We start from the raw sequence: 18860 nt of genomic DNA on the forward strand, positions 1-18860 counted from the left end.
GGAGCTCTGTCGCTTCCGCAAACCCACCGATTTGTGATGCTTCGGCCGGAAACTCCGTGCTAGCTAGATTTCAGGCTATCCGCCGCTTGTCTCGCCCGGCTGGTTTGATGCGCTCCCTCGTCGCCGTCGTCGTCTCTCTGATCTGCGCCACGGCATCCGCGGCATCTGCTGAATCGTTGCCGGCCCCGGCCGCAATCGAGATTCCCTCCGGAGATTACGTGCTGCACGCGCAGCTCTACAAGCCGAGCGCGGCGGGCCCGTTTCCCGTCGTGATCGCGCTGCATGGCTGCGGCGGACTGGCCGGCCGCTCCGACCCGGTGTTGCCGCGCTATCGCGATTGGGCGGTGGACCTCGTGAAGGACGGCAAGGCGGTGTTGTTGCCGGACAGCTACGGCTCGCGCGGGCTTGGTCCGCAATGCCGGGTCAAGGACCGCCGCATCAGCGGCCGGCGCGATCGCGTTGCCGACATCGTGATCGCGCAGAAGTGGCTGCTGCAGCAATCCTGGGCCGTGCCGGACCGCATCAGCCTGGTCGGCTGGGCCAGCGGTGCGAGTGCGCTGCTCTGGGCGGTCCGGCCGCAACTGCCCGATCATGTCTCGCCGGACTTCCGTGCGGCTATCGCCTTCTATCCGGATTGCCGCGCCTCGTCGGGGCTGGGCTGGAGCGCGCGTGTCCCGACGTTGATCCTGATCGGCGGCCTGGATGATGTGTATTCACCGCCGGCGTGCCGGCAGATGATCGACGGCGCGCGCGGCCGCAGCGCGCTGACGCGTATCGTCGTCTATCCCGGCGCCTATCACGATTTCGATCGCGTCAATCTGCCCGTCCACCAGGTGGCGGGCGCCGATGCCGCGGCCCCCGAGGGCGGTCATGTCGGCTCCGATCCGGAGGCGCGGGCCGACGCCCAGAAGCTCGTCGCCGATTGGCTGGCGCGTTGAGGGGTCAGAACAGGCTGCCCTGATCCGCGGGATCGGTCGTGCGCTTCGGTGCTGCGGGCTTGCTCTCGCGCGCGGGCTTCGGCGCGGCCTGCGCCGTGGTCGGAATCGGGGCTCCGGCACCGGCCGTCGCCGCGATCCTGCCGTCGGCGAATTCGATCGACAGCGCCGCACCGGGCTGGATGTGGGTCGCCTGATGCAGCGGATGATCCGACTCGTCGCGCACCAGGGCGAAGCCGCGCGCCAGCACGCTCCGATAAGACAGCGCCGACAGCAATTGGCCGGCGTGATCGACACGCGCCGTCAGGCGCGAGATCGACGTCGTCAGTGCACGGCTGGCGCGATCGGCGAGCCGTTCGGTGCGGTCGCGCTCGCGGGCGATGGCCTGGCGCTTGGCTTGCGCATAGGCTGTCCGCGACGCCTTGAAGCGGGCATCGAGGACCTCGAAGCGCTCGCGCCGCCGGTGCAGCAGAGTCCGCGCGGACAGTGACAGGCGCTCGGAGGAGACGACCAGGCGGTGATCGGCCTGCGAGATCTGTCCGTGCAGCACCCGCAAGGTGAGCTTGGCGCTGGCGGCTGCGAACTGGCGGAAGTGCACGTTGGTGTTGGTCTTGAGCGCGCGGGGCAGGCTCGCGGCCGCCGAATCCAGTCGCTGCCTGGGAATGGCCAGCAGCTCGGCTGCGCCGGGCAGGGCGCGGGCGGCCGCGCGCAGCTCGTTGCGGCGGCTCTCCTGGCTGCGCTGCCAGCACACGCTGACGCGGCGCGCGAGGCTTGCGACCTCCTGCATGAGCTCGCTGCGCACCGGCACCGCCATTTCCGCAGCCGCCGTCGGCGTCGGCGCCCGCTTGTCGGCGGCGAAATCGATCAAGGTCACGTCGGTCTCGTGGCCGACCGCCGAGATCAGCGGGATCATGCTCTCGGCCGCGGCGCGGACCACGATCTCCTCGTTGAACGACCAGAGGTCCTCCAGCGAGCCGCCGCCGCGCGCGACGATCAGCACGTCGGGCCGCGGGATGGGGCCGTCCTCCGGCAGGTCATTGAAGCCGCGGATCGCGGCCGCGACCTGCTCGGCCGAGCCCTCGCCCTGCACCTTGACCGGCCAGACCAGCACATGGCGCGGAAAGCGGTCCTCGAGCCGGTGCAGGATGTCGCGGATGACCGCGCCGGTCGGCGAGGTAACCACGCCGATCACCTCCGGCAGCCACGGCAGCAGCTGCTTGTGGGCGGGATCGAACAGCCCTTCGGCGCCGAGCTTGCGCTTGCGCTCCTCCATCAGCGCCATCAGCGCGCCGATGCCGGCCGGCTCCAGCGCCTCGATGACGATCTGGTACTTCGAGGAGTTCGGATAGGTCGTGAGCTTGCCGGTGGCGATGACCTCGAGCCCCTCCTGGGGCTTGAAGCGCATGCGGCCGTGCACGCCCTTCCAGATCACCGCCTCGATCTTGGCGCTCTCGTCCTTGAGGGAGAAGTAACAGTGGCCGGACGTATGCGGGCCGCGAAAGCCGGTGATCTCGCCGCGCACGCGGACGTGGCCGAACTGGTCCTCGACCGTGCGTTTCAGCGCGGAGGACAGCTCGGAGACGGTGAATTCGGGCGCGTTGGGCAGGGCTTCCGCAGGCGGCATCGCTGGCTGATTCGGTTTGGGGGCAGCCGCCAAGGTAGGGGCTTTCGCGCCGCACCGCCAATCAAGCCGTTGCCTTTTCGATAACTCTGCAATACAGAGTACTCTAGATAAGGCGAGAGTGGAGAGGGTCCCATGTGGAGGAGCATCAAGATTATGCGCCGGCTGATCGGCTGGGGACTCGGCCTCGCGGGTGCTCTGGCGCTGGTTCTGGCCGTGATGATCGCGACGCCCTTGGCGCGCCCGCCCGAGCTGAAGTCGATCTCCGAGACCGTCGGTCGTGTCGACCGCAGCACCATGCCGCCCCTGCAGCGCTTCAGCGCCCGGGACGGCACCGAGCTGGCCTATCGGCACTATCCGGCGCGGGCGACGCCGATCGGCAAGGTCGCCATCCTGGTGCACGGCTCGTCCGGCTCCAGCGTCGCCGTGCATGCGCTGGCGGACGGGCTCGCCGCCCGGGGCATCGACACCTTCGCGCCTGACATCCGCGGTCATGGCGGCTCCGGCACCCGTGGCGACATCGGCTATCTCGGCCAGCTCGAGGATGATCTGGCCGACTTGGTCAAGGAGGTCAGGACATCGGTGCCCGCCCAGCCGATCGTGCTGCTCGGGCATTCGGCGGGCGGCGGCTTCGCGCTGCGCGCGGCCAGCGGGCCGATCCAGGACTTGTTCGCGCGCACCGTGCTGCTGTCGCCCTATCTCGGCTATGATGCGCCGACCAACCGCGACAATTCCGGCGGCTGGGCCAGCCCCGACATTCCGCGCATCCTGGCGCTCGGCCTGCTCGATCGGGTCGGGTTGAGGTGCTGCGAGGCGCTGCCCGCGCTGGCCTTTGCCGTCAGGCCGAACGCGGAGAAGTTCGTCGCCTCGACCTACAGCTACCGCCTGCTGCGCAATTTCGCGACCCGCGGCTACAAGCCCGATCTCACCGCGGCGAAGCATCCGGTCACCCTGATCGCAGGCGCCGATGACGAACTGATGCTCGCCGACAAATATGCCGACGCCGTGCATGCCGTCGTGCCCGCAGTTGACGTGAAGCTGATCGCCGGCGTCAATCACATGGAGATCGTCTCGGCGCCGCAGGCCGTCAGCGCGATTGCCGAGGATGTCGCCACGCATTGAGGGGCGGATGATCGACAGCCTGGAAGCCGCGCGTGCGCTCGATGACATCGAGGATGTCACCCGGCGCGTCCGAAGATCGCAGATCTACAGGCTCTCCAGCCTGATGATGATCCTGTGGGGCGCGCTGGTCTTCGTCGGCAATCTCGTGACCTATCTGACGCCGTCCTACGCCGACAAGGCCTGGCTGTCGGTCTATGTCCTCGGTATCGCCGGCTCGGTCGTCTTGGGCGCGGCCGAGAAGGCGCGTTCGGGGGGGCGCAGCTTCGATGTGAGGGCGCTGCTCGCCTTCGTCATGTTGTTCGCCTTCGGCTTCTTCGTCGAGGCGATCGGTCATTTCGGGCCGCGCGAGATGGGCGCGTTCTGGCCGATCTATTTCATGCTGTTCTATTGTCTCGCCGGCCTGTGGTTCGGCATCGCGTTCACGGTCTTCGGGCTTCTCGTCACGGCGCTGACCCTGATCGGCTATGTCTCGATCGGCGCGGCGTTCCCGCTGTGGATGGCGTTCGTCAATGGCGGCGGCCTGATCGTGGGCGGTCTGTGGATGCGGCGGGGCTAGCGGAATTGGCGGAGCTCGACGAGATCATTCATCAGCCGCTGCGGCTCAGGATCATGGCGGCCCTGAATGCGCTGCCGCCAGGCACGGGTCTCGAATTCGTCCGGCTGAAGAAGCTGACCGGCGCCACCGACGGCAATCTCGGTGCCCATATCGAGACTTTGGCCCGGGCCGGCTATGTGACCGTGGACAAGGCCTTCGTCGGCAAGAAGCCGCAGACCACGGTGACGCTGGCCGCCGCCGGCCGGGCCGCCTTTGCCCGCCATGTCGCCGGTCTGCAGGAAATCATCGCCGGCGCCGCCGCAAAACCGCCTGAGCCATGATTTGACTCTGTTGCGAGGGCCGGGCAATTGGGGCGTCCAAATTGGCCCATATCCTTGCGACGGCATCGACGATGAACATTCTCCTGATTGGTTCCGGCGGCCGCGAGCACGCGCTCGCCTGGAAGATCGCCGGCTCCCCGCTGCTCACCAAGCTGTGGTGCGCGCCGGGCAATGCCGGCATCGCCAAGGAGGCCGAATGCGTCGCGCTCGACGTGACCGATCATGCTGACGTGATCAATTTCTGCCGGGCGAACAAGGTCGATCTGGTGGTGGTGGGGCCGGAGACGCCGCTGGCGGCCGGCATCGTCGACGACGTCGGGGCCGCCGGCATCAAGATCTTCGGACCGAGCCGGCTTGCCGCGCAGCTCGAAGGCTCCAAGGGCTACACCAAGGATCTGTGCGCCGAATACGGCATTCCGACCGGCGCCTATGGCCGCTTCGACAATGCGCCGGAAGCGCTGGCCTATGTCCGCGAGCAGGGCGCGCCGATCGTCGTGAAGGCGGACGGGCTGGCGGCGGGCAAGGGCGTGGTCGTGGCCAGGACGCTCGCCGAGGCCGAGGACGCCGTGCGGATGATGTTCGACGGCGGCTTCGGCGTCGCCGGCACCGAGGTCGTGATCGAGGAGTTTCTCGAGGGCCGCGAAGTGTCGTTCTTCGCGCTCTGCGACGGCGAAACGGCGATTCCGCTGGCGTCCGCCCAGGACCACAAGCGGGTGTTCGATCACGACCAGGGGCCGAACACCGGCGGCATGGGCGCATACTCGCCGACGCCGTTCGTGACGCAGGAGATTCATGACCAGATCATGAAACGCATCATCCTGCCGACGATCGACGGCATGAATGCGCGCGGCACGCCGTTCAAGGGCATTCTCTATGCCGGCCTGATGCTGACCGCGCAGGGCCCCAAGCTGTTCGAATACAACGTGCGCTTCGGCGACCCGGAATGCCAGGTGCTGATGCTGCGCATGATGTCAGACCTGGTGCCGGCGATGCTGGCGGCATGCGACGGACAGTTGAAGAATTTCGACCTGCGCTGGTTTCCGGACGCGGCCGTCACCGTGGTGATGGCGGCCAAGGGCTATCCAGGCGACTACAGCAAGGGCAGGGTGATCGAGGGGCTTGATGATGCCGCCAAGGTCGCAGGCGTGGAAATCTTCCACGCAGGCACGGTGGCGAAGAATGGTGCCGTCGTCGCCAATGGGGGCCGCGTCCTCAACATCTGCGCCTCGGGCAAGACCGTGACCGAGGCACAGGCGCGCGCCTATCAAGCCGTCGATCGCATCAACTGGGCCGATGGCTTCTGCCGCCGTGACATCGCCTGGCAGGCCCTGGCGCAGGAGCGCGGCGAGGGCTGAGCTACGACCTCCAGCGATGCGGCCGGCTGGAGATAGAGAGAGTTTCCAGTTTCCGCATGCCTTGGTTCCGCCGTTCAGACTATGTTTCCCGCGAAAATTGTGGCAGTTCCATAGGCTCATGCCGCGAGGCGTGAATCAGTTCCGCCGTGGAACGGAGGGGCCATGGAATGCGCGCGGTGCGGTAAGCAGAATCAGGCGGAGAGAGCCTCGTGCGAACTCTGTGGCGAGCCGCTCGGCCTCAAATGTGAGGCGTGCAACGAGACCAACAGCCCGTCGAATCGTTTTTGCGGGCAATGCGGTTCTCCGCTGTCGGGGCGGCTTGCCGCGTCGGATCAGGCCGCCCAGCGTGTGCTGCGGACGCTGAGCAGCAAGGGCGGCGAGCGCAAGCGCCTCACCATCCTGTTCGCTGACATTCGCGATTCCACCCAGCTGATCGACAGTCTCGGCGATCCCGAGCTTGCGATGCAGCGGCTCGATCCGGTGCTCAACCTCATGAAGGAGGCGGTCCACCGCTACGATGGCGTCGTCAACAAGACGCAGGGTGACGGCGTCATGGCGCTGTTCGGCGCACCGGTGCCGCATGAGGATCATGCCGTGCGCGGCTGTCTCGGCGCACTGGCGATGCAGGACTCGATCGGCCGGCTGGCCGACCCGCATCTGCAGGTCCGGGTCGGCCTGCACACCGGCGAAGTCATCGTCCAGGTCGTCGAAAACAGCATGTACCAGACCTACGATGCGGCAGGGGCCAACGTTCATCTGGCCAACCGCCTGGAGCACATGGCCGAGCCGGGCTCCATCCTGATCAGCAAGGAGACCTACGCCGGTGCGCGTCAGTTCGTGGAAGCCGAGCCGCTCGGCACCCACACCGTTCGCGGGATCGCCTCGCCGGTCTCGATCTACAGGCTGATCGGTCGCCTGAACGCGCCGGCGAGCGATGTCTTCCGCAGCGGCCAGCGGCTGCTGCCGCTGATCGGTCGCAAGGCCCAGTTCGACGTCCTCGAACGCGAGCTCGATAACGTGCTGGCGGCCCGCGGCGCCGTGGTCGGCGTCGTCGGCGAGGCCGGCATCGGCAAGAGCCGGCTGTGCTTCGAGTTCGCCGAGCACTGCCGCCGCCAGGGCATTCGGGTCTATGAGGCGCGCGTGCTGGCGCATGGCCGCGCGACGCCGTTCCAGCCGGTGCTCGAACTGCTGCGCGACTTCTTCGGCATCCGGCCGAAGGAGCCTGTCGAGGTGTCGCGCCAGCGCGTGGTCGACCGGCTCGAAGCGATCGCGATGCCCGACACGGCGCTGGTCCTGCTGCTGGATTTCATGAGCCTCGCCGATCCGGCGCGGCCTGCGCTGCTGCTCGATCCCGGCGTGTTCAAGATCCGCCTCCTGAACGTGTTCAAGACGTTGTTCCGTTCGGCGCCTGCCGACAGCGCCATGGTGATTCTGATCGAGGACCTGCATTGGATCGACGAAGCGAGCGAGGAGTTCGTCGAGGCGCTCGCCGAAGCCACCGTCGGCACCAAGACGCTGCTGGTGGTGAACTACAGGCCCGGCTTTGCCGCATCCTTCATGCAACGGACCGCGTTTCACGAGCTGCATATCGTTCCGCTCGCCTCGGCCGAGGCGCGCGAATTGCTGCGCGGCGTGTTTGGCGATGATTCGTCGCTGCAGAATCTCGCCGGCGACATCGTCGAGCGCGCGCAGGGCAATCCGTTCTTCCTCGAGGAACTGGCCAGCGCGGTCTCCGAGAGTGGCGGCTTCGAGGGTGAGCGCGGCGCCTACCGCCTCAAGGGCGGCATCGGATCGATTCCGCTGCCGCCGACCGTACATGCGGTCGTCGCGGCTCGCATCGACCGGCTCAGCGAGACGGCCAAGACCGTGCTGGAGACGGCCGCCGTGATCGGTCGTTCGGTGGCCCTCGCGGTGCTCAAGCCCGTGACGGGTCTTGCGGATGCGGAGCTGTACGACGCCCTCGCGCAGCTCCGCCAGGCCGATCTTCTCTACGATCTGCCGCCGTTCGATCTTGGTGTGCTCGCCTTTCGTCATCCGCTGATCCAGGAGGTGGCCTATTCGATGCCGCTGCGCTCCCGGCTCAGCACGGTTCACTCCGCGGTGGCAAAGGCGATCGAGACCCTCGATTGGGGCGCACAGGATGAGTTCGCCGCCTTGATCGCCTCGCATTATGAGTTCGCCGGCCAGGTGATCCCGGCCGTCGAGCACCTGCAGCGCGCCGCGCGCTGGATCGGCCGCACCAACACCGCGGAGGCCCTGCGGCTGTGGAAGAAGATCCGCGCCATGCTGCAGGCACTGCCGGAGTCCGAGCATGTGGAACGCCTACGTTCGCTGGCCAGCGCCCAGATTCTCAACTTCGGATGGCGTGAGGGCATCTCCGCGGAGGAGGTCAAACCCTTCGCGGAAGAGGCTCTGCGCTATGCCCGTTCCTCCGACAAGATGCATGAGCCGCTCGTGCTGGGCGCTTACGGGCGGGTCCTGGCCTCGACCGGAGCAGCCGACGACTACGTCAATCTGGTGCAGAATGCGGTCAAGCTGACGTCCGAGGAGGGGGATGTCGGCCGCTACGCAACCGTCAACGCCATGCTGGCACAGGCCTTTCTATTGTCCGGGCGGGTTCGCGAGGCGCTCTCGGCCGCCGAGACGGCGCAGGAGGCCATCGCGCGGCAAAGCGGCTTTGACGATAATGTGACGCTGGGCCTCAATCCCAATCAGATCATGGGTTTCGATGTCGAGTACTGGATCAAATGCCTCAAGGCCCGGATCCTGCTGCAGCTCGGCCGATTTGGAGAGCTCCAGCTTCAGCTTGCTGAGCTGCTGGAAACGCCTGCTGATAGGGCGGCCCCAGTCGTGCGGTTCATCCCTCATTTCGCGGCGATAGAGTTCGCCAGATACGAAGGTCGCGCCGAAGATGCCGCGATGCATTCGGTCGAACTGCAGCAGATCGCGGAAGCGTCGGGCATGCCATATCTTCGGGTACAGGCATTGGCGGGTGCCGGCATCGCCCGGGCCGTTGCCGGCGATGTGACACATGCAGCCTATGATTTTCGCGAGGCGATCGAGTACTCGAGGCGGGCCAGGGCGGGCCTGGAATTCGAAGCCCGCATGTTGGGCGACCTGGCTGACGCGTTGTATCGTGCAGGGGACATGCAAGGCGCATTGGAGGTTTCGGGCGAAGCCATCAACGTCTCCCGCCGCCGGACTGATCGCATCGGCGAGCTTCGTGCCGTGTTGCTGCGCTGTATGATCCGCGCGTCCGATTCCACTTTGCGCAACGATACGGAAGCGCTCCAGTCGCTGATCGACGCGGAGCGCTTGCTGGAGGTTTCCGGCGCCGAGATCTACAAACCCATGTTGATAGAGTGCCGATCCTCCCTTGAAGGTACTAAGTGACCCGTGCAGTATGACCGCTTTCCATGAAGCATATTGGGAGGCTGGGCACATGGGCATGATGATCAAGGACAGTACGACACTCGATATTCTCGTACAGTTGAACAGGCGTTTCGAAGCTGAGGCGTTGCCGGAGATGGTCGAGCTGCAGCGCGAGTTTGGAGTCTTTTCACTTCAGCATGGCTTGCAGCAATCTTTCGCCTTGCTTGGGATCGTGCCGCAGGATTGGACGGAGCGTCGGCGCTGGTATCGTTTCCTGGAACATCTCCGGACATACACCTCGGATCTCGCTGGCGTGAATGGTCATGACCGGGTCATCAAGGCTTTCAAGGACGACCTGGAATCCGAGAAGGCCCTGCCAGTTTCGATCGTCTGTCACTCGGCAGCCAAGGATCCAAGAGTGACGGTCTCGCATGGCCGTCCGGTGGTGTTCTCCCTCGAAACCCATGTGATTGTTTCGATTCCAACCACGCCTGGACGGGAGGCACGCGAGAATCTGGCTGAGGAGGCCCGCACCAGGCGAGTCCAGAAGCGCGGCAAGAAATGAAGGGGACGGCGGGCAGCGCCATCGAGCCTGACCCATCCCCGCTCGATGCCATCTGCTCCGATGTCGATGCCTACTACTCCGCCTGCGTCGCGCGTCATGGCGCGACGCCGCGCGGTGTTGACTGGTCGTGCGAAGCGACGCAGGGCTTGCGCTTCGTGCAGCTCATGAAGCTGTGCGATGCGTCAGCGCCCTTCAGCCTCAACGACATCGGCTGCGGTTATGGGGCGCTGGTGCCTTTTCTCGCGGCGCGCTTCCCATCCTGTGAGATCGACTATCTCGGCATTGACCTGTCCCGCGCCATGATCAGCCGGGCGCGGCGCCGCTTTGCCGGCCCACGACGACGGTTCTCCGTCGCGGCCGAAAGCCCGCGCATTGCCGACTATTCGGTGGCCTCGGGCATCATGAACGTCAATGTCGGCTATTCGCGTGAGGCCTGGGAAGACTATGTCAGGGCCATGTTGCAGCGCATGTACGCGGCCAGCCGGCGCGGCTTCGCCGTCAATTTCATCGAGGCAGGAGCTGACGAGAAGCTCGAAGATGGCGTTGTCACGGCGCGCCTGTATCGCACCACGCCGGACGTGTGGGCCGCCTATTGCGAGCAGGCATTTTCGGCGCAGGTCGAGCTCATCAGAAACTATGGCATGAAGGAGTTCACGCTCCTGGTGCGCCGCGCGCCTGATCAGGCCGTCGCCAGCGAGTCCGTCACACCGATGTCTGCGGCTCCGTCGTCCCGTTCGAAAGCCGCTCGGCACAATGCCGCCGTCGAACGCGCCGTGGACGTGCTGATCTCCTCGCGAGGTCACGCCAACCCCATGCGGCTGGAACGCGCCTGCGCGCTGCTCCGCCAGCACGCGCCGCTGCATTGGGTCGAACGTCTAGGCGTGCGCCCGTTCTGGGCGGTCACGCGCTACGCGGACATTGTTTCGATGGAGACTCGCAGCGGCGATTTCGCGGCGGGCCCGCGGACCTATCTTGCCAGCGAAACCTCTGAAGCCGTGCTGCAGCGGATCACCGGCAAGCCGCAACTCGTGCGCAGCCTGACCGAGATGGATCCGCCCGATCACGGCGTCTACCGCGGCATCATACAGTCCGCCTTTGCGCCGCCGGCCTTGCGCGAGATGGAGGTCTGGCTGTCGCGATGGGCTGCCGAGGTCATCGAACGGGTGGCTTCGCAGGGTGCCGCCTGCGATTTCGCTCGCGACGTGGCGGTGCCGTTCACCTTCCGCGTGATCGGCCGCATGCTGGGCACGCCCGAGGCCGACGACATCAGGCTGGCACGGCTCGCGCAGGCTTTCGTGGGTGCGGAGGACCCGCAGCGGCGCCTCGCGGAGGCGCCCGGCGACACCATGCGCATGGCGATGCTGGCGCTGCGCGATTATTTCGAGACCGTCGTCGCCGATCGCCGGGCGCATCCGCGTGACGATCTCGCCTCTTTGATCGCCCATGCCGCGCCGCATGGCCAGGCGATGCCGCACTACGAGCTCATCTCCTACTTCATCCTGCTGGTGACCGCGGGCCACGACACCACGGCGCTCGCGCTCGCCGGCGGCCTGGAAGCGCTGCTCACGGCGCCCGGCCAGTTCGCCCGCCTGCGCGCCGAGCCGGACCTGCTCGATAGCGCCATCGAGGAGATGCTGCGCTGGACGACGCCGGTGCGCCACTTCATGCGCACCGCGCTTCGTGATACCGAGGTCGCGGGCCAGCCCGTGCGCGAGGGCGAGTCGCTGGCCCTGTTCTTCCACTCCGCCAATCGCGACGAGGCGGTGTTCGACGATGCGGCCGCGTTCCGGATCGATCGCAGCTCCAACCCGCATATTGCCTTCGGCCGCGGTCCGCACATCTGCATGGGGCTGCAGCTGGCGCGGATGCAGATGCGCGCGCTGTTCGCGGAGCTGCTCCGCCGCACGGAGCGGATCGAGCTGGCCGGGCGGGTGCGCCGGGTGCAGTCGCAATTCATGAGCGGCGTGGGCTCGCTGCCGGTCCGGATCTCGCTTTGCGCCTCTCGCTGCCCGGCGGTAGCATAGGTCGCGATCGGCGCCGTGCTGATCGCGCGATCGGTTCCCGTGAGGCTGGCATGTCTGATCTCGCCGATCTGTTTCCAGGCTTTCGATCCGAATGGATCAACACCTCCGCAGGCCGCGTCTTCGCACGGGTCGGCGGCAGCGGTCCGCCGCTGCTGTTGCTGCACGGCTTTTCCGAGACGCATGTGATGTGGCACCGCGTGGCGCCGTCGCTTGCCGATCGCTTCACGCTGATCATCGCGGACCTTCCGGGCTACGGCTGGTCCGACATGCCCGAGAGCGACGCCGACCACACGCCCTATACCAAGCGGGCGATGGCCAAGACGATGATCGAGGCCATGGAGCAGCTCGGTTACGTCCATTTTGCGCTCGCCGGTCATGATCGCGGCGGTCGCGTCGCCTATCGCCTGGCTCTCGATCATCCCGGCCGGCTGTCGAAGCTCGCTGTGCTCGATATCCTGCCGACCTATGACTATTGGGAGCGCATGAACCGCGCCTACGCGCTCAAGATCTATCATTGGGCCTTCCTGGCCCAGCCTGCGCCGCTGCCGGAGACGCTGATCTCTGGCCATGGCGAGTTCTTCCTGAAGCAGAAGATGGCGAGCCAGACCAAGGCGAAGACGCTGGATCCGATCGATCCGCGTGCGCTCGCCCACTATCTCGCGCCGTTCCGCGATCCCGCCCGCGTGCATGCGATGTGCGAGGACTATCGCGCCGGCGCCTATGCCGACTACGAGATCGACAAGGCCGATCGCGACGCCGGCAAGACGATCACGGTCCCCATGCTGGCGCTGTGGGGCGATGCCGGCATCGCCACCGCGGCGGCCACGCCGCTGGACACCTGGCGGACATGGGCGACCAATGTTCGAGGCGCGCCGGTCGATTCCGGGCATTTCCTCACCGAGGAGAATCCGACCGAGACGGCGAGGCTGTTGCGGGAGTTTTTCTGCGCGAGTGACGTCAGCGCCGCGCCTTGAAGAACTCCCTCAGCATCTGCGACGCCTGCTGTTCGCCGACGGCCGAATAGACCTCCGGCGCGTGGTGGCAGGTCGGAGACGCGAAGAAGCGGACGCCGGATTCGACGGCGCCGCCCTTGGGGTCGGCGGCGCCGTAATACAGCCGTCGGATGCGAGCGAAGGAGATGGCGCCGGCGCACATCGTGCACGGCTCCAGCGTGACGTAGAGGTCGCAATCGACCAGCCGCTCGCTGCCGATCACCTGCGCGGCCTGGCGCAGTGCCAGGACCTCGGCATGGGCGGTCGGGTCGCGGTCGGTCAGGGTGCGGTTGGCGGCGGTGGCGATCACCTGGTTGTCGCGAACGACGACGCAGCCGATCGGCACCTCACCGGAAATTGCGGCCGATTCGGCCGCTTTCAGCGCCAGATCCATGAAAGAAGGAGCGTTCATGGCTCGTAATGCCCGGACAAGTCTGCTACTGCATCGCCCTTCAGCAAAACCGGACCTCGATTTCCCGCGTGACAGGCGCTGCTCAGAGCGCGCGTACCACGCGATGTCCCGCACCTCAAAGTGAGACCTTCATGCCCCGCGACACCGACAAAGACAACGATTCCCGCGGCCGCCGCGGGGCCGCCCCGCGGGGGCGGTCCGAGGGGACTAAGGGACGCTCGGGCGCCGCGCGCGGGCCGGAGAAGAAGTTCGCCAAGCGCGGCACGGCAGGCGCAGGCGCGGGCGGCAAGGGCTTCGCCAAGCGCGACGGCGACAAGCGGTCGTTCGACGAGGGCCGCGCGCCGCGCCGTCGCGAGGACGGCGCCGCGCCGCGTAAATCCTTTGGCGGCAAGTCCTTCGGCGATAAGTCCTTCGGCGACAAGCCGAAATTCAATCGCGACGAGCGCCCGCGCGGCGACCGGCCGTTTACCGCGCGTCCGCCGCGGGGCGAGGACGGCGAGAAGCGCGCCTTCAAGCCGCGCGGCGACCGGCCGAAATTCGACCGCGACGCGGGCGGCGGCAGCAAGCGTCCGTACACGCCGCGCGCCGATCGCGACGACGCCCGTCCGGCGGCGCGGTCGTCCGAGCGCAAGTTCGGCGAGCGCAAGCCCTACGCCGCGCGGGAGCGCGATGGTGAGAAGCGCCCGTATACGCCGCGTGGCGAGGGCGCGCGCGATCGTCCGCGTCCGGCGAAGAGCTTTGGTGACCGTCCGCAGCGCAGCGGCGATCGGCCGGAGCGCAAGTTCGGTGGCGAGAAGACTTTCTCCCGCGGCGCTGATGGCGATCGCGGCGAGCGCAAATTCGGCGCAGGCCCGCGCGGTCCGCGCAAGGAATTCGGTGATCGTCCCGACCGTGGCGAGTCCAAGCCCTGGCAGAAGAGTGAGGGTGGCGATCGTCCAGAGCGCGGCGCCCGGCCGCCGCGCGACGGTGCGCGCAGCTTCGACCGTCCCAAGTTTGACCGTCCCAAGTCCGATCGCCCACGCGAGGATCGTCCCAAATTCGACCGACCCAAATTCGATCGTTCCAGCTCCGATCGTCCCAAGTTCGATCGCCCGAGATCCGACCGCCCCGCGTCGGACCGTCCGAAATTCGACCGGCCGCGCGATCGCGGCGACGACCGCAAGTTCGATCGTCCGCGCCCGCGTCCCGAAGGCCGCAGCGAGTGGCAGGAGCATCCGCGCGGCGAGGGCCGCGGCGGTGATTTCGCCGACCGGCCGCGCCGCGACAATGAGGACGAGAGCCGGGTCTTCGCCAAGCGCCCGGCGTTCGGCGGCCGTGGCGCCTATCGTGAGCGCAAGCCCGAGACCGACAAGCGCAGCGCCCGCGCCAGCGCTCCTGCCGAGCCGGCCAAGCCCAAGAAGCCCGGCGACCGCATCGCCAAGGTGTTGGCCCGTGCCGGCCTTGCCTCGCGCCGCGACGCCGAGGAAATGGTGACGCAGGGCCGCGTCACCGTGAACGGCCGCATCATCAACTCGCCGGCGCTCGACGTCACCGAGAACGACGTGATCCAGGTCGACGGCGCGCCGCTGCCGGAGCGGGAGCGCACGCGGCTGTTCCTCTATCACAAGCCGCGTGGGCTGATGACGACGCACAGCGACCCCGAGGGCCGCCCGACCGTGTTCGACAATCTGCCCGAGGGCCTTCCGCGCCTGATCTCGATCGGCCGGCTCGACTTCAACACCGAGGGCCTCTTGCTGCTCACCAATGACGGCGGGCTGGCGCGGGTGCTGGAGCTGCCGGACACCGGCTGGACGCGGCGCTATCGTGTCCGCGCCCATGGCGAGATCACGCAGGCCCAGCTCGATCAGCTCGCCGCGGGCGTCGAGGTCGACGGCGTCAAATACGGTCCGATCGAAGCCACGCTGGAACGCGACCAGGGCGCCAATGTCTGGCTCGTCGTTGCCATCCGCGAGGGCAAGAACCGCGAGGTGCGCAACGTGCTCGCGCATCTCGGCCTCGAGGTGAACCGCCTGATCCGGGTGTCCTACGGCCCGTTCCAGTTGCTGGAGCTCACTGAGGGCGAGGTGCAGGAGGTCAAGACCCGGGTGCTGCGGGAGCAGCTCGGCGAGAAGGTGATCGCGCAGTCGGGCGCCGATCTCGGGCCGGGCGGCAGCAAGTCCAATCGCGAGCCGCTGCCGGACCCGAAGCCCAAGCCGAAGCGCGAGGTCGTCGCCGACCGCAAGGGCCGCCGCGTGCTCGTGCAGCGCACCGGCAGCGACGAGGCACGCGCCCGCAACGAGAACGAGGCGGCCGGCTACGGCCCGCCGCGGCGGCCGAAGCGCGGCTATCACGGCAAGCGCGATATCACGCCGCTGGATGAGTAGGGTGGTGCGATGCGTGTCGTCGGTGGACGGCTGAGAGGCCGCAACATCGCGTCTCCCACCTCGCGTGACATCCGGCCGACCCAGGACCGGCTGCGCGAGGCGCTGTTCAACATCCTCGTCCACGCCTACGACGATCCGATCGACGGCGCGCGCGTGCTCGACCTGTTCGCGGGCACCGGCGCGCTCGGCATCGAGGCGGTGTCGCGCGGCGCATTGTTCACGCTGTTCGTCGACAACGGCGCCGAGGCGCGGGCGCTGTTGCGCAACAATGTCGAGGCGCTCGGCCTCGGCGGCGTCACCAAGGTCTATCGCCGCGACGCCACCGATCTCGGCCCGGCGCATCCGGTCGAGCCGTTTGCGCTAGTGTTTCTCGACCCACCCTATGGCAGGGGCCTGGCAGACAAGGCGCTGGCCTCACTGCGCGACGGCGGCTGGCTGGTGCCGTCGGCGCTGTTGGTCGTCGAGGAGTCCAAGGCCGCCGCGTTCAAGGCGCCCGAGGGGTTCGAAGAGCTCGAGCGGCGCGCCTATGACGATACCGAGTTCGTGTTCCTGCGCCGCCCTTGATCCTTGCTCGCTGTCGCCTCTGCGAACGCAGGAGCCCATCACCATAGGATGGCGTCGGGGCGCAGGCTGCTCGCCACGTCGTTCATTTTCCTCACGTCTGCTGCGGCGCATGGGTCCCGGGTCGGCGCCTCCGCGGCGCCTTGCGCCGCTGCGGCTTGCCCGGGACGGCAGCGTGTTTGTAGCTGCCGTCGTGCCACTCCTCGTCGCTCTCGAGATCGTTGGTGCTACCTCCTCCCGAACAGCTTCTCGACGTCGGCGAGCTTGAGCTCGACATAGGTCGGGCGGCCGTGGTTGCACTGGCCGGAGTTCGGCGTCTCCTCCATCTCGCGCAAGAGCGCGTCCATCTCCTCCGGCTTGAGGCGGCGGCCGGCGCGGACGGAGCCGTGGCAGGCCATGGTGGCGGCGACGTGCATCAGCCGGCGCTCCAGCGGCAGCGCCTCGCCCCATTCTTCCATATGCTCGGCGAGATCGCGCAGCAGCCCGGCCGCGTTGATCTTGCCGAGCAGCGACGGCGTCTCGCGCACGGCGACCGCGCCGGGGCCGAAGGATTCAATCGAAAGGCCGAACGAGGCCAGCTCCTCTTCGCGCGCGAGCAGCGCCTCGACGGCGGCCTCGTCGAGCTCGACGATGTCGGGGATCAGCAGGATCTGCCGCTGCACGCCATGCGCCGAGAGCGAGGCCTTGAGCCGCTCATAGACGATGCGCTCATGCGCGGCGTGCTGGTCGACGATGACGAGGCCGTCGCGGGTCTGCGCCACGATATAGGTGTCGTGGATCTGAGTGCGTGCGGCGCCGAGCGGACGGTCGAGCAGATCGGGCGCGGCCGCCTGCTCGTGCAGGCGCAGATCGGCGCGCGGCGTGCCGACATCGAAGGTGGCCTGCGCCGGCTCGGCGAGCCCGAAGCTCGCGGAGGGCATTCCGCCCGCTTCGTCATGACGCGGCACCGGCGCGACCGGCGCCGAGGGCGAGCGCTGCCAGTCCCAGTTCATTGGCCCCGGGTTGGGCCGCGGCGGCGGCGTGAACGCCGGGCGAAATGCGGCGATGGTCGCGCCGCCGTCATTGGCCGCGGTGCGGCGGCCCTCGCGGGCCAAGCCCTCCTTCAGCGCGTGGATGATCAGCGCGCGCACCAGGCCGGCATTGCGGAAGCGGACCTCGGTCTTGGCGGGATGGACGTTGGCGTCGACCTCGCGCGGATCGAGCGTCACGAACAGCGCCACCACAGGATGCCGGTCGCGCGGCAGATAATCGGCATAGGCCGCGCGGACCGCGCCAAGGATCAGCTTGTCGCGTACGGGACGGCCGTTGACGAACAGATATTGTCCGAGCGCATTGGCGCGCGTCAGTGCGGGTGCGGCGGCGAAGCCCTCGACCGCAACGCTCTCGCGCCCGCTGCGCACCGCAATCGCGTGGCTGCGGAAGTCGGCGCCGAGGATGTCGCCGAGCCGCGTCAGCTGTCCCGGCGCGCCGGGCAAAGCGGCGGCCCAGGTCACCGGCGCGCGCTCCTCGCCGGCCAGCGTGAAGGCGATGTCCGGCCGCGCCATCGCCAGTCGTCGCACCACCTCGCGGATCGCCTCGGCCTCGGTGCGGTCGGTCTTGAGGAACTTCAGCCGCGCCGGCGTGGCGTGGAAGAGGTCGGCGACCTCGACGCGGGTGCCCTGGTTCAGCGCCGCCGGCACGATATCGGACTTGTCGCCGCAGTCGACGGTGATCGCCCACGCGTGCGGCTCGCTCTTGTGCCGCGTCGTGATCGAGAGCCGCGCCACCGAGCCGATCGAAGGCAGCGCCTCGCCGCGGAACCCGAGGGTGCGGATCTGCAGGAGATCCTCGTCGTCGAGCTTTGAGGTTGCGTGGCGCTCGACCGCGAGCGCGAGATCGGCGGCGGTCATGCCGCCGCCGTCGTCTGATATCGCGATCTTCCGCCGGCCGCCGCCGTCGGTGAAGATGTCGATGCGGCTGGCGCCCGCGTCGATCGCGTTCTCGACCAGCTCCTTGACCACGCTCGCGGGACGCTCGACCACCTCGCCGGCGGCGATGCGGTTGATGATCTGTTCGGGAAGCTGGCGGACGGGCATGGTGCGGACTGTCGTCGGATTCGGATGCGCTGTTGGTGCCGCCACCGCGGCGCGGAATTTGTGGCCGGGAGAATAGCGTTTTTTATGCAGTGCGGCAGACGAATGCCGCGTTCTCCAACGGGATTGTGAGGCCGGCGGGGCCGGTATATCGTTTCCTCAAAATCACAATCTGCCGGAGGAACATCATGTGCCGTCTGTTCGCACACCAGCCTCAGCGCGATTATGAGTCGCAGACCCGTTCGTTGCGGATCGGCGGCCATAGCACGTCGATCCGGCTCGAAATGGCGTTCTGGGACACGCTCGAGGAGATCGCCGCCAAGGAAGGCATGAGCCTCGCCAAGTTCGTGACCACGCTCTACGCCGAGGTGCTGGACCATCACGGCGAGGTGAAGAATTTTGCGTCGCTGCTGCGCTGCTCCTGTCTGATCTACCGTGCCAAGGCGAACGCCGCGCTGCCGGAGTTTGCAACGGCGGCGATCATGGACGCGGCGGAGTAGCCACGCCCTCGCTGTCTCGTCTCCCTCCCCCGCGCGCTACCGTATTCACACATCGATATTGAATACGGGAAGAACGTCTGATTCCCTGTC

At 67.5% G+C, this 18860-nt stretch carries 15 protein-coding genes; 12 read left to right on the forward strand and 3 right to left on the reverse strand.

The genetic code is table 11. From position 1 onward, the window contains the following. Positions 1-107: 107 nt before the first annotated feature. Positions 108-938, forward strand: coding sequence for a dienelactone hydrolase family protein (locus tag QQL87_RS29490; protein ID WP_284422629.1), 831 nt, complete (start codon positions 108-110; stop codon positions 936-938). Between the two features lie 4 nt (positions 939-942). Here the strand turns inward: QQL87_RS29490 and xseA are convergent, their stop codons facing one another. Beyond that, positions 943-2559: an exodeoxyribonuclease VII large subunit gene (xseA, locus tag QQL87_RS29495; protein ID WP_284422630.1), complete on the reverse strand. Its 1617-nt coding sequence runs from the start codon at positions 2557-2559 to the stop codon at positions 943-945. A gap of 195 nt (positions 2560-2754) precedes the next feature. Between xseA and QQL87_RS29500 the strand changes: the two genes are divergently transcribed. The 8 genes from QQL87_RS29500 to QQL87_RS29535 all read left to right on the forward strand — a co-directional run bounded on the left by QQL87_RS29500 (position 2755) and on the right by QQL87_RS29535 (position 12844). Then, a complete protein-coding gene (locus QQL87_RS29500) occupies positions 2755-3678 on the forward strand; it encodes an alpha/beta hydrolase (protein WP_284422644.1) in 924 nt (307 codons plus the stop codon). 7 nt (positions 3679-3685) lie between these two features. Further along, positions 3686-4234: a hypothetical protein gene (locus QQL87_RS29505; protein ID WP_284422631.1), complete on the forward strand. Its 549-nt coding sequence runs from the start codon at positions 3686-3688 to the stop codon at positions 4232-4234. Between the two features lie 5 nt (positions 4235-4239). Next, entirely contained in the window at positions 4240-4554 is a 315-nt protein-coding gene (locus tag QQL87_RS29510; protein WP_284422632.1) for a transcriptional regulator, read from the forward strand. A 71-nt stretch (positions 4555-4625) separates the two neighbouring features. Then, positions 4626-5909 carry a phosphoribosylamine--glycine ligase gene (gene purD / locus QQL87_RS29515; protein WP_284422633.1) on the forward strand — a complete coding sequence of 428 codons (1284 nt, stop codon included), beginning with the start codon at positions 4626-4628 and terminating at the stop codon, positions 5907-5909. 162 nt (positions 5910-6071) lie between these two features. Continuing rightward, positions 6072-9302, forward strand: coding sequence for an adenylate/guanylate cyclase domain-containing protein (locus QQL87_RS29520; RefSeq protein WP_284422634.1), 3231 nt, complete (start codon positions 6072-6074; stop codon positions 9300-9302). Positions 9303-9351: 49 nt separating this feature from the next. After that, positions 9352-9846, forward strand: a complete 495-nt coding sequence (locus tag QQL87_RS29525; RefSeq protein ID WP_284422635.1) for a hypothetical protein — start codon at positions 9352-9354, stop codon at positions 9844-9846. After that, positions 9843-11870 (forward strand): cytochrome P450, encoded by a 2028-nt coding sequence (locus tag QQL87_RS29530; RefSeq protein ID WP_284422636.1) that lies wholly within the window; start codon positions 9843-9845, stop codon positions 11868-11870. The genes QQL87_RS29525 and QQL87_RS29530 overlap by 4 nt, the downstream gene beginning before the upstream one ends. A gap of 50 nt (positions 11871-11920) precedes the next feature. Further along, positions 11921-12844 carry an alpha/beta fold hydrolase gene (locus tag QQL87_RS29535; RefSeq protein WP_284422637.1) on the forward strand — a complete coding sequence of 308 codons (924 nt, stop codon included), beginning with the start codon at positions 11921-11923 and terminating at the stop codon, positions 12842-12844. Here QQL87_RS29535 and tadA read toward each other — a convergent pair. Continuing rightward, positions 12828-13274 carry a tRNA adenosine(34) deaminase TadA gene (gene tadA, locus QQL87_RS29540; protein WP_284422638.1) on the reverse strand — a complete coding sequence of 149 codons (447 nt, stop codon included), beginning with the start codon at positions 13272-13274 and terminating at the stop codon, positions 12828-12830. The two genes, QQL87_RS29535 and tadA, sit on opposite strands and share 17 nt — an antisense overlap. A gap of 131 nt (positions 13275-13405) precedes the next feature. Between tadA and QQL87_RS29545 the strand changes: the two genes are divergently transcribed. Together QQL87_RS29545 and rsmD are read left to right on the forward strand one after the other, a co-directional pair. After that, complete coding sequence (locus QQL87_RS29545; RefSeq protein WP_284422639.1) at positions 13406-15637, forward strand: pseudouridine synthase; 2232 nt, start codon at positions 13406-13408, stop codon at positions 15635-15637. A 9-nt stretch (positions 15638-15646) separates the two neighbouring features. Continuing rightward, positions 15647-16201, forward strand: coding sequence for a 16S rRNA (guanine(966)-N(2))-methyltransferase RsmD (gene rsmD / locus QQL87_RS29550; protein WP_284422640.1), 555 nt, complete (start codon positions 15647-15649; stop codon positions 16199-16201). 224 nt (positions 16202-16425) lie between these two features. Here the strand turns inward: rsmD and mutL are convergent, their stop codons facing one another. After that, entirely contained in the window at positions 16426-18273 is a 1848-nt protein-coding gene (gene mutL, locus QQL87_RS29555; protein WP_284422641.1) for a DNA mismatch repair endonuclease MutL, read from the reverse strand. 185 nt (positions 18274-18458) lie between these two features. On the opposite strand from mutL, the gene QQL87_RS29560 reads away from it, so the two are divergent. Beyond that, positions 18459-18770: a ribbon-helix-helix domain-containing protein gene (locus tag QQL87_RS29560; protein ID WP_284422642.1), complete on the forward strand. Its 312-nt coding sequence runs from the start codon at positions 18459-18461 to the stop codon at positions 18768-18770. Positions 18771-18860 lie beyond the last annotated feature (90 nt).

This window comes from Bradyrhizobium sp. SSBR45G (assembly GCF_030159255.1).
GTDB lineage: Bacteria > Pseudomonadota > Alphaproteobacteria > Rhizobiales > Xanthobacteraceae > Bradyrhizobium.